Genomic DNA, 12,675 nt, shown 5'->3' with positions numbered 1-12,675 from the left:
GAAAACGTTTTCGAAACTACAAATAAAACAATGGGAAGGGATTCAATATGAAAAGAATAAATATCAAAGATGTAGCAAAGGAAGCTGGAGTCTCGATCTCAACAGTTTCAAGAGTAATAAACAAAAGTGCTCCTGTAAAAGAAGAATTGAGAAAAAAAGTAGAAGAGGCAATAAAAAAATTAGAATATAAACCCAGTATAGTTGCAAGAAGTCTTAGAAAAGGGAAAGCGAAAACAATAGGACTTGTTATTCCAGATATTACAGACCCTTATTTTCCACATATAGTTAAAGGCATAGAAGATTATTTAAAAAAAGAAGATTATACATTGCTATTAAGTAATTCCGGTCAGGATTTAGAACAAGAAACAAAAATCATAGAAACATTTGAATCAAATCATATAGATGGAGTTATTTTTATAGGTAGTGGTCTTACCAATCCTTATTTAAAGCATTTAAAAGAACGTGGGATAAAAGTTGTATATCTCGACAGAATATTAAAAGGGATAGATGTTTCTTATGTAGTAAGTGATAATAAACAGGGAATGCATGATTTGCTCCAATATTTATACGATACAAATCATAGAAGTTTTCACTTTGTAAATGGCAATGAAAATACATTTAGTGCTCAGGTGCGTTACGAAGCTTTTGCTGAATTTATGGAGAAAAATAATATTAAATCATATAAACATATATATTCCTGTTTTTCATATGATGCAGGGTATCAGTATGGAAAAGAAATAGATTTAAAAAAACTTCCAGATGTTATAATGGGTGGTAATGATCTTATAGCCTATGGTTTAATGGATGCGCTTGATGAAAGAGGTGTGAAAATACCTGATGATGTTAGCATTACAGGATTTAATGACATTCCATTTAGCAGACATTATAAACCTTCTTTAACTACAGTAAGACAGCCAATATATAAAATGGGATATACAGCAGCTAATCTTATTATTCAAATAATTAATTCAGATGGCCCGGTATTCAAAGGCATAGTTCTGAAAACTGAATTAATAGTAAGGAATTCAACCAGAAGAAGAGATTAAAAATCTTTAAAGATATTTTTATTCAAAATATAAATTTTATTTCCTTCCTTTTTTATAATACCTTCCTCTTCGAGTTTAGAAAACGCTCTTGAAAGAGATGGTCTTGTAACGCCAAATAAATGAGATAATTGCTCAACAGAATATTCGAGTATTACATAATCATCAGAAGAATCTTTTAATTTTCCTTTTATATGAAATAAGATTTTATCTTTAATATTGTTAAGAGTGATAAACCATAATCTTTGTGAAATAAAAACAAATTTTGTACCCAGATATTCGATCAATTCCTGCAGAAAGTCTTTATTATGCATACATAAATTTAAAACTTCATCTTTATTTATAAATGCTACTGTAGATTTCTCAATTGCAATTATATCAACAGGAATTATAGAATTTTTAGAAAATGTGGCTCCAACAGCAAGAAGGTTTGGAGCCTTTATTTCTTCTATTTCTATAATCTTTCCCTGAGTATCAGACATTTCAGCCTTAACCTGTCCTGATAACAAAATCATTACTTCATTAACCTTTTCTCCACGAAATCTAATAATTTCATCCTTTTCATAAGATTTTATAATCATCTTTTCTGAAGAAATTAACTCTTCTATTTCAGTTATTTTTAATGATTTAAAAATAGGAGTTTTCGATATTTGCTCAAAAATTTGTTGCATAATTTCCCACCTTTATTTCAGACGCTCTAGATTATCAATTGAATTATATCATAATAAAATTTATTCTCGACACTGATAATTTAATATAATATAAATAATTAGTTTTACGAATTTTTAGGGGGGTAATTGCAATTTTCGACCTGATCCCTGAAAACTAATAAATATAACAGGATATTTATTTAAATACTTTTCTAATATTTCCTTTTCATTCCAGATTTTTAAATCTTTAAATAAATTCACACTGTTTTCTTTCATTGAAAAAATGTTCTAACATGCTTATATTTAATGTTTTTTCAAATCTTCTTGGTCTTGTAATTAATATTACATCTCCACCTTCCGAAATATCTTTTATAAGCATACTTTTATTTATGAAAAACATATTGTTTTCTATTATGGTTTTAAAGTTGCTTTCTCCCAGAGGAAGATTTTTTAATTCTTCCATACTTTCACCTCACGGTGTTATTATACCATATACAAAAACTCCTGCATTGAAAAATGCAGGAGTTTTTTGTCTCTTTTAGAGAGTGGTTGTAAATTAGATGATGAAAAGTTTAAACACTATGTTTTCAAACAATCATAGTTTCGTTTCTATCTCTTTCAGAGAGCAGTTATATTCGGAATACCTGAATCAATGAAGGAAGAAAAAATCGAGGAAATGAAGTTTCTATCTCTTTCAGAGAGTAGTGATATTCGGATTATAGACAGAATCGATTTATCACCAGAAGCAGACGAACTTGGTTTCTATCTCTTTCAGAGAGTAGTGATATTCGGATAAGAATATTTTTTGATTGCAGAAGGAGCATTTGATTATTTTGTTTCTATCTCTTTCAGAGAGCAGTTATATTCGGATGAGGTAGTTCCTATTGGAAATTGGAGAGAGTTTAAACCGCAGTTTCTATCTCTTTCAGAGAGCAGTTATATTCGGATTATGATGAATTGTCATTCCTCGATTTTCCAACCATTATTAGTTTCTATCTCTTTCAGAGAGTAGTTATATTCGGATTGAAAAAAATTAGAAAATTTTTAAATATAATGAAAAAAGTGTTTCTATCTCTTTCAGAGAGTAGTTATATTCGGATAAGAAGAGTATCATTTCACTATTGCTGATGTTGTAACAATGTTTCTATCTCTTTCAGAGAGTAGTTATATTCGGATTATATCCCCAATTCTTCTCAGATTGGGGATGTATGATACCCGTTTCTATCTCTTTCAGAGAGTAGTTATATTCGGATTGTTAGAAAGAGAAAGAGTAAAAAAATTGATTGAAAAATTGTTTCTATCTCTTTCAGAGAGTAGTTATATTCGGATTATGGAAAACAAAACCCAGAACAATGATTAAAAAAGTTGCGTTTCTATCTCTTTCAGAGAGTAGTTATATTCGGATTTCCTTAGAGAAAGGAGATGACAGCTTAGATGGTGGATCGAAGTTTCTATCTCTTTCAGAGAGTAGTTATATTCGGATGGAATCATTGAATATAGAAAGCCAACTCCAGAGGAGGTGAAGTTTCTATCTCTTTCAGAGAGTAGTTATATTCGGATGCCCACCTTAGAATATTCGGGTGGGTAGAAAAAGAAGAAGAGTTTCTATCTCTTTCAGAGAGTAGTTATATTCGGATTCCTCTATTGGAGACATAGAGTCCGAGTATTTCGATGACCTCGTTTCTATCTCTTTCAGAGAGTAGTTATATTCGGATTTAATAAAAAAAGTAAATAAAAAAGGTTTTAGAGGTATTTGTTTCTATCTCTTTCAGAGAGTAGTTATATTCGGATAGCCTCTACGATGGTTCATTCGATGAAAAATTTTCTATTTGTGTTTCTATCTCTTTCAGAGAGTAGTTATATTCGGATTTGCAACATTGAAAAGAATTATTATTATTCAGCTAAAGTTTCTATCTCTTTCAGAGAGTAGTTATATTCGGATATACTTTCAGACAATAAAAATTACGAGATAGTTTATTTATGTTTCTATCTCTTTCAGAGAGTAGTTATATTCGGATAGCTGGTTTCTAGAATGGTTATTATTAGCGTTTTTTAGAAGGTGATTTTTCGAACCTGTTTTTTAATTTTGAAATTTTCAGCATTTTTTCGAATAAAATCTCTATAATCGGCTTTTTATCTATATTCGTACCTGTTTTTCAGTTTTTCTTTGTTTAAGCCGCTTTCAGAGATTTTGTGTTTTTGGATTTAGGTCCGTATACGAACTATTTTTATTATAACATTCTAAAATCCTTTTGTCAAGTGATTTTTGAAAAGTATTACAAAATCATAAACCTCTGCGAACCTCATAGATATGTTTTAGTTTATTTATGCGTATTTTATGGTTTTGTTATTTTTGCGGATATCTTTCTTTTGTTTTTCTTTTATATTTAGTTTATTTATAAATTTCTTATTTCCGAATATTGCTGTTTTTTTTATCCATTCTTTATTATTGCTTATATTCCCTTGTACATTGTAATAATCTCATATGCTTCCATTATTGTTTTCATCCCCCATTCTCCTTTCGACGAGTTATATTTCTATTTTACTACTCATCATAAGCTTTTTCTTCCTTAGAGGGGGCGATTTATTTTACCATATACAATACTCTCCCTCTATTTTGAAGGAGAGTATACAAAAAGTCTTATTTTTTCTTCTCTATATTTTTGGAAAAATATGACATCACACTTCTAAAAATTTTACTATCAATAATAGCTTGAATATTATCAATCATTACCGAGACATTTTTTAAAACTTCTTTATCACCCGGCCATTTTTCTTCTACATACTCATATGGCAATTCCTTTAAAAGAGTTCTGAGGAATAATAATCCCATTAATACATCATCTAAATATCCAGCTGGTCCCAAAACCATTTCAGGCATAATATCTATTGGAGAAATAAAATATGCAAGATATCCAGTAATTTTTAGCTTATAGTCAACATATACATCTTTATCTTTTAAAACGGTAAGAAAAAAATAAAATAAATCTGGCGCAAGCAATATATATTCAAGGATTTTATTATCTTTATTCTTCCCAGCCCATTTTTTAATTTTATTTCTTAATTTTTTGTAAAATGAATCAGACTCTATTTCAACTTTATTTTCATAACTATTTACTTCATTTTCAAAGTCTTTGAAATTATTATTTGGCATAAGTACACTCCTTTTAAATTTTTTATTTCAGTATAGAAGATTAAAGGATTTTTTAATTTTATTTATTTCAGTATCTATTGTTTGGCTTAATAATTTTTTGACAATATTTGAAATATTATCTGCATATTTTTCTATTTGCGAAGAAATTTCTACAGCTAACTCTTCCTTTTTAATATTGTTTTTTTCACTGTTTAAAGTGAGGATAATAGTGTAAAATATACTTGTTGCTACAAAGATAGGGTTTTGGGTACTAAGACTAATCCAGAATGAGCCAACAATACTTCCTGATTTTAATGTTGCAGAGAATAACTTTTTTTTTAATATGGAATTTTGATGAGTTGAAACTAGATTTATTATTTGTTCAGAAAAAATTTCATTATTGTTTTTGAAAATTCCATTTACATCAAAAGCATTTACAAAAGATTTAAAATCATCATCATTTTCAAGTATTTTTTTATCTTCCATACTTAGTTTTTTATCTAAATTTTCTATAAAAGTATATAATTTTTCATTGATTTTTATGTTGAAAATATTTATCTCGTCTACTATTATTTTTTTAATTTTTTCTTCATTGAAAAAATGATGTTCAAACATTTTTTTTATATAATTTTCATAGCTATTAGAATTTCTTTTTATTAGTTTTAGAAGAGAATCTTTTGACATATAATAAATAGATTTTGAAGTGCTTCCGAGATCGGTAATATCCTCCACAAAAATTTTTGAATATTTTTCATAATCTGCAATTTTATTGTATATTTTCTCAGTTGTATTATCTATTTCATTAATAACTTCTATATTAAAACGATTTAATTCTTCTTCAAGAATTTTTTTACCTTCTGTTGAAAGAAGAATTTGCGCATAAACAAAAACAGTTAAAAATGATAACAAAAAAAATAAAAGAATTTTTTTCATACATTATCCTCCTAAAACAATTCTTTTTTCATCAAAATATTTGCAAAATAATGCCCTAAGGCACTAAATATATTAAAATCTTCATTATCATCATACGAATTATATTCATCTAGATTCTTTATAAAATCTTCTATAAATACTTTTAATATTTCAGGTGTGTATATTTCTCTGATAATGAATTGATAAATGATTTCAGCTTTTATCTCAGGATTTTTTTCAAATTTATATATATCCAATAACATGTTATATCTTCTTTTTGAGCTTATAATGATCAGATTATGAATTATATTTAATTTTGTATCATATGAAAAAGTTGAAAATTTTTTATATATTATATCCTCCACATATGGAGTATCAAATAATGAAATAGCAATATAATCTTCTTCCCTTAAATTTTCAAATTTAATATTGTCCTGTTTTTTACAATTATTTTCATATTTTAATATACATATTAGTGTTGCCAGTTCTTTTAAAGGTAAATAATTTGATTTCATTGCTTCCTTTGTTATTTCAAATAATTCTTCTAATTCATATTTTAATAATATTTTGTATGTAATATATTTTAATTTATCATTTTGTGTTTCAAAAAATAAATCTTTTATATCTTCAGATAATTCTTCAATATAAAATCTGTTTATAGTTTCAAGATATGTAATTTTATCTTCGTCATCATTCAGCATAAAAATATCATAAATGTCTATTAATCTGTTTATATATTTTTCATTATAATAAACAGCTATATTCTGGCTCTCTTTAATCCTTATTAATGCATATACAGAAGCTAATTTACATTTTGGATCCAAAAATTCATATAAAAACATAGAGCAATACTCATCGGTTAAAACATCTATAATTTTTTTTATAAAAAAAACTAGTTCTTCATTAGGTATTTCACAAAAAATTCTTTTTGCTATATTTGTTTCTAATAATAAATTTTTGGGATGTTTTAAAAATTTTTCTAAGAATTCCTGTATTTTCTGTTTATTCTCAGCATCTTTTAATATATCTTCAAATACTTTTTCAATTTCTATATATTTAAAATTTTCTGTATTTTTTAAATCCGTATTTAAATTTTGTTCTAATATTTCATCAAAATATTCTACTATTTCTTCTCGGTCTAAGCGTTTAGCTAAAATATATGGATTTAAAATATCATTATTGTTTAAAAGAGCATAAACTATATTATATCCGCTTTTTTCCATGAGTTTTATAACTTCTATGTTATCTGAAATAATTGCTGCATGAAGAGGAGTAATAGTTGTTTCTATACTTTCTCCAAATAAAAATTCATTATTTAAATACTTTTTATATATTATATCATTTTCGTGATTTAATATACTAAATATAATTTTTTCATCCATATTTTCCCCTCAATTTATTTAATCGAAACTCTTTTTGTTATTATAATTAAAGTTTTTGTATTATAATTATAACAAGAATATTTTGAAAAATCAATTATTATTTCAAAATTCATTAAAAAGGAGCTGGTTTTATGAAAAAATCATTTTTTCTACTTTTTATAGTATTATTAATTTTTAGTATTTTTTCTTTTGGGGATATAAAAATACTTAATATTTCAATGGAAGATAGAGATGAACTTTTTTATTATGCGCCTATAGTTACAAATAATTATATTATTTTAGCTTCTCCAGGAACTCCGGATAAAGATTATAATGATGCGGGAATATATTTATTAGATAAAGAAAATTTGGAAATTCTTGATGTTTTTAAGACGTATTCTCCCGTTTCAATAGTTTCTGGTGAGTGTTTTTATCCAGGATATTTTAGTACATATTATGCATATTATGATAATACATTAATTTCTTTTTATGTATCAGATTCTGAAAAAATCAGTGTTGAATGGAAAAAGTCATTTGAATATAAAGATATTGAGATAACCAATGATTTTGACAATGATTTTATTATTAAAGAGAATAAATTAAATGCAAGAAAGAACGATATTATCATAAAAATTAACGATGAATATCTATATAATTATTCCGATATGGCAAAATATCTTGAAAATTATTCTGAGGATGTAGCTACATTACATCTCTTAAGGAATAATAGTAATATTTCTTATGTTTATAAAACCAATATTGTTACAAAACCTGATTATATAATTTCAGGTGTTATTTATAGGGATGAATTTGATTTTTCTGATAATTTGTTTATCCAAACTGAAAAATATATATACCAATTGGATTATGAAGGAAATATAATAAATAGATATTATGCTGAAAAAAAGTCTCATAAACTCCCTCCTACATTTTCAGACCTTAATCAGGATGGGAAAATTGAAGTGGTGTTTTTTGAAGATAATTATATTAAAATATTGGATAATGGTAATTTGATAAAAATAGATTTTGATTATTGGTATCAAGATGAAGAGGATATTTTTGCACCAATTTCAACAGTTTATTACGCAGATGTAGATAATGATTATTATCCAGAAGGCGTTTTTGTAGATAAAAATTTTACTATCAATTATATAGAATATGATCCTACAACAAAGTCTTATTATATATCTTATAGTGAACTTCCCAATAAAGGTAATTATAAGTATCCGTTAGTTTCAGGGAATGTTGTTTATGACTTTAATTTTACTGGAGATTTATTGACGTTAATTACATATAATAAGGAAATATATATGCTGTCGTCTGATGAAAAAATAATTTCAAAAAAGATTTTAAAATTTCCAATTATTTCAAGACCATATATTTATTGGAAAAATGGTTGGTTTATTGTTTTAACACAATATGATTTTGACAATGAAAAAACATTTTTAACTAAATTAAAATATAAAGATGAGAAGTTTGAAATAATTGATACATATGAATATAATGGTTTTTATTTATTGGAAGGTTATATACCTTATAATGATAACATTTATGCTTTATTATGTAGTTCTGAAAATACTATTTTACAATATATAGAAAAAGATGGAACTGAGATTTTTGAGGCATACAAAACATATATGTCAAACAACAATAATTTTATTGACTATATACAAACTTTTAAAAAACATGATTTAAAAAATAAATTATTAATAGCAGAAAGAGGAGAAGAAATTATTTCTCCAGAAGAGATTGCAAAGAAAATGGAGAGTGTTGTAAGAATAAATAATTATGTTTATTCTTCTTATGAAGAATTGGAAGGTTCAGGTAGCGGTTTTATAATTGCTGAAGATGATTTTTACTATTATATTGCAACAAATGCACATGTTGTTTCCACAATAGGTGAAGATATAACGAAAGATATATCTTATTACGGACTTTCCATAACTTTTTTTAATGGCGAAACTGTTTCTCCAGAAGAAGTTTTTATAAATACTACATTTAAAGATATAGCGATTTTAAGCATATCTAAATTTTATCTTGATAACACATATCCGGTATTGCCTTTAGGATTATATTCTCATACTATTGGAACAAAGGTTTATGCTTTAGGAAATCCAGAAGGATTAGATTTTACATTTACTCAAGGTATTATATCAGCACTAAGATTTGCAAGGATTAATGAATTTTATAATATAAACAATAACAAATTTTTTGAATTAATTCAAACAGATGCTGCAATAAATCATGGGAATTCTGGAGGTCCTCTTATTGATAAGTATGGAAATGTAATAGGAATCAATTCTTTGGGGGGGGATAAAAATATTACCGAAGGCTTAAATTTTGCTATTTCTGCAAATGATCTATATTATGAAATAAAAAAAGATAATTTTATTAAATTATTTTATGATTCCAGATTACCAAATGATTGGCTTTTTAAAACGTTAAAGAATAAATTTAGTAAATATTATAATTATTGATAAAAAACAGGAGGGATTTTATGGACGAGCAGGACAAAGTTAAAAAGAAAAATGGAATGTTAAAAAGATTTGCTGTAATCCTGTTTTATATAGGGATTTTTATATTATTTGTTTTTATTTTTAATTATTTCTTTCCCGTTGAAAATGAAGTGTCAGCTCCCAAGAAAAGTTATTTTGACAATATAGAATATATTGTGTTTAAAGAAATTCAATTTAATAATTATATTGTGTATAAAGACAATAATCAAAACAAGGCAAGAGTTTATTATATTAAAGGTAGAGCAGAAATAAAGTTTAATGTAGAAGATTTAAAAAAGAGAATCGAAAGTGATTCGGTAACAGGTAAGGAAATAGTGTATATTTCTATTCCACAAAAAGATATGTTGAAAATTGATGTTGAAATAGAAAATTCAAAAGAAATTGATACATTTCCAATTGAAGTAAAAAGTAATAATAGTAATTTGATGGATATTACAGAAAAATTTTCACCAGTAGTAGGAACAGTTTTGGGAGCCTGGATTGGTAGCAAATTAACAAATATTTCTATTTTAAAGAATTTTAAAGCTATAAATATTGTTGGAACATTAGGTGGAGCTGTTGGAGGATATCTTTTAACGAAGCATTTTGTTAGAAAATTAGAAAAATCTTCTTCTCAAAGCTCAAATACAGTTAATGATCTTTCACTTGGATTAGACGAAGAGATAAAAGCAAAAGCAAAGGATTTAATAGCTCTTGAGTTTTTATACGGGAATGATAATGAATTTAAAAAAGATATTATAGAATACTATAAATCGGAATTCTTAAAAGCTGTAAAACCACTATATTCAATTCAAGATGAAAATGTTGAGGTTGTATGGGATAATAGTTTATTGGAAGTGATACAATGAAGAAAATGATAATTAGAATACTAACTCTAGCATTAATAATAGGAATAGCCTTTTTGGTTTCGAGATATAATATAATTTCTAATTTTTTTGCTAAATCTAAAGAAGTTTCAGTACAAATTCCAAGTCTGAATATTGAAGCTATAAGAGATTTAGCCCAATTAAGAGTATTCTCATATAATATGGATTTTCTGTTTATAGCAAAGGATGAAAATAATAATTATTATGTCGCTATATATCCATATACTGTTGAAGCAGGGATAGATTTGAATAAGATAAAATCAGAAGAAAAAGTTTATTCAAAAGGAGTAATTTATTTTCCAAGTCCTGAAATTTTCTATTATGGTGAATCTTTTGATAAAAAACCTATTATTGTAACTGATCAAATAAAAATAGATTCTTCTTATTATAAAGACAATATAAAAGAAGGATTTAAGATGTATTCAAGGGATATTGCAATAAATAAAGGAATTTATGAAAAAACAGAAAAAGCGTTAAAAGAATATTTGAAAAAGTTTGTTCCTGAAGAATATGATTTGAAATTTTCCGAACCTGATAATAACTTTACAAAAATTAATGCCGAACGTTTTCAAGCGTATTTTAAATTAACTAATGAGTTATATAGAAAATACAAGTTTTCTGATGAAAATGGCAAATATTTTGCAGAGTTTTTAAATAAAGAAGATCCAGAAATTAAATTTACTTTTAATTTTTCACAAGAATATAAAAAGGATCATAAAACATTTTTTAATGATGTGGAATCTAAGTTTAAAGGGGAATTATGTTATAAACTGGTAAACCCAGATAATCCTTTTGATTATAATTATTCCTTTAAAATCAATCGAAATAAAAATACCTTAATTGGATTCATATTAAATGGTGGAGATTTAATAAATTTCAAATTTAATACTCAGAATGAAGAGGATTTTAAAAAGTATACATCAGATTTTATTTATTACATGTTTGCATATAGAAATAGTCAAAATAAAAATTATACAGAAGTTGGAAAATATAAGGATTTTATAAATTATTTATACAAAAGTCAGATTGCGATAGATGAAGAAAAAATAAATACGCTCGAAAACTTAGGAGAAAATATTCTTTCCTTGCAAAGAGATGTTTATAGTGAATATGGAAATTTATTTATTAACCTTGAAAAATTGATAGAGAAAAATATAGATACTTCAGAAAATATAAACGATTATAATTTGAAATTATTAGCCAAAGCATATTATTACATAAATAATAAGGATAAACGTATAATTGAATTAATAGATGATTTAAAAACATGGTTTGAAAAAAATGAAAATATAGAAAATGCTTTTGAGCCTTATCTTATGCAGGAATATTATAATTGGAATATAAATGAAAAAATAAGTTTATTAAAAGATAAAGTGATGACTTATTTGATGATTAACTATAAAAACTATCTAAAAAATGATGAAATAGAAAAATATAAAAGAGAAATAATCAATGAAGGAATTTATTATTCAAATGTATGGAATAATATTATTAATTCCGATATAGAACGAAAAGAATATCTAAAAAGAATTTATCTTAATATTGTAAAAAATCAGAAATTAGAGCATTATCTCTATTATGATAAAGATAAGAAATTAGTTAGAATTAAGGATTTTAACGATCCAGACTTTTATCTTTCTGACATTTATTATGATTTTCAGGTTAAGGATAAATATAATAACATTATTCTTGATTCAGATTCATTAGCAAATGCCTTTGTTGAAATGTATGAAAAGTTTTCTGAAAAAGAAAAGGAAAATTTCAAATCTTTAATTAAAGATAATTTTGATGATGAATATTACTTTTTTAGTGATGTAAATTCCAAAAAATTCTTTAAGAATAACTTTATTATTGTATTAACTCGAAATGCTTTTAACCTTCCAAAAAATGCATTTAAAGTATATACAGTATTTGTATTTGGAAAAAATGGTTTGCTTCTTTTTGAAACATCAAAGAAAATATTTGGAGATGGATTTAAACTAAAATATCAGAAATTTATTGAATATTCTGAATTACCAGAAAAATTGGAACATAAAAACGCTTCTATTAAAGCTATATTGGATGTTTTAAATGATACTGAATCAAACAATCTAACAGAAGAAATATGCGAAAATCTCAAGTATCTTATTCGATTTATTCTCAGAAATAAGGTTAATGTGTTTGTATTATAAACAAAAAGGCTCTTCAAAACGAG

Annotated in this window: 9 protein-coding genes and 1 CRISPR repeat array; of the genes, 4 read left to right on the top strand and 5 right to left on the bottom strand. The window is 25.5% G+C overall.

Annotated features, from left to right (window positions below; all coding sequences use genetic code 11):
* Window positions 1–47: 47 nt before the first annotated feature.
* The gene (locus MARPI_RS02080; protein ID WP_014295940.1) at window positions 48–1,046 is read left to right on the top strand and encodes a LacI family DNA-binding transcriptional regulator; all 999 of its coding nucleotides are present in this window, start codon (window positions 48–50) and stop codon (window positions 1,044–1,046) included.
* Here the strand turns inward: MARPI_RS02080 and MARPI_RS02075 are convergent.
* The 5 genes from MARPI_RS02075 to MARPI_RS02055 all read right to left on the bottom strand — a co-directional run bounded on the left by MARPI_RS02075 (window position 1,043) and on the right by MARPI_RS02055 (window position 7,120).
* On the bottom strand, window positions 1,043–1,714 hold the full coding sequence (locus MARPI_RS02075) for a Crp/Fnr family transcriptional regulator (RefSeq protein WP_014295939.1): 672 nt from the start codon (window positions 1,712–1,714) through the stop codon (window positions 1,043–1,045). The two genes, MARPI_RS02080 and MARPI_RS02075, sit on opposite strands and share 4 nt — an antisense overlap.
* Before the next feature lie 226 nt (window positions 1,715–1,940).
* Window positions 1,941–2,156, bottom strand: a complete 216-nt coding sequence (locus MARPI_RS02070) for an AAA family ATPase (RefSeq protein WP_014295938.1) — start codon at window positions 2,154–2,156, stop codon at window positions 1,941–1,943.
* A 142-nt stretch (window positions 2,157–2,298) separates the two neighbouring features.
* Window positions 2,299–3,711: a CRISPR direct-repeat array (repeat unit 36 nt; unit sequence GTTTCTATCTCTTTCAGAGAGTAGTGATATTCGGAT).
* Window positions 3,712–4,334: 623 nt separating this feature from the next.
* Window positions 4,335–4,847, bottom strand: coding sequence for a YkvA family protein (locus MARPI_RS02065; protein ID WP_014295937.1), 513 nt, complete (start codon window positions 4,845–4,847; stop codon window positions 4,335–4,337).
* Between the two features lie 27 nt (window positions 4,848–4,874).
* Window positions 4,875–5,759, bottom strand: coding sequence for a hypothetical protein (locus tag MARPI_RS02060; RefSeq protein WP_014295936.1), 885 nt, complete (start codon window positions 5,757–5,759; stop codon window positions 4,875–4,877).
* Window positions 5,760–5,770: 11 nt separating this feature from the next.
* Window positions 5,771–7,120, bottom strand: a complete 1,350-nt coding sequence (locus MARPI_RS02055) for a hypothetical protein (protein ID WP_014295935.1) — start codon at window positions 7,118–7,120, stop codon at window positions 5,771–5,773.
* Window positions 7,121–7,251: 131 nt separating this feature from the next.
* On the opposite strand from MARPI_RS02055, the gene MARPI_RS10600 reads away from it, so the two are divergent.
* The 3 genes from MARPI_RS10600 to MARPI_RS02040 are packed head-to-tail and all read left to right on the top strand — an operon-like array spanning window position 7,252 to window position 12,652.
* Window positions 7,252–9,576 (top strand): S1C family serine protease, encoded by a 2,325-nt coding sequence (locus tag MARPI_RS10600; RefSeq protein WP_014295934.1) that lies wholly within the window; start codon window positions 7,252–7,254, stop codon window positions 9,574–9,576.
* Between the two features lie 20 nt (window positions 9,577–9,596).
* Entirely contained in the window at window positions 9,597–10,463 is an 867-nt protein-coding gene (locus MARPI_RS02045; protein ID WP_014295933.1) for a hypothetical protein, read from the top strand.
* A complete protein-coding gene (locus MARPI_RS02040) occupies window positions 10,460–12,652 on the top strand; it encodes a DUF4230 domain-containing protein (protein ID WP_014295932.1) in 2,193 nt (730 codons plus the stop codon). The genes MARPI_RS02045 and MARPI_RS02040 overlap by 4 nt, the downstream gene beginning before the upstream one ends.
* Window positions 12,653–12,675: the final 23 nt, after the last annotated feature.

Origin of the sequence: Marinitoga piezophila KA3 (genome assembly GCF_000255135.1) — a bacterium.
Taxonomy (GTDB): Bacteria; Thermotogota; Thermotogae; order Petrotogales; family Petrotogaceae; genus Marinitoga; species Marinitoga piezophila.
The sequence above is the reverse complement of the archived record's forward strand: the minus strand, read 5'-3'. Positions and strand labels throughout refer to the sequence as shown.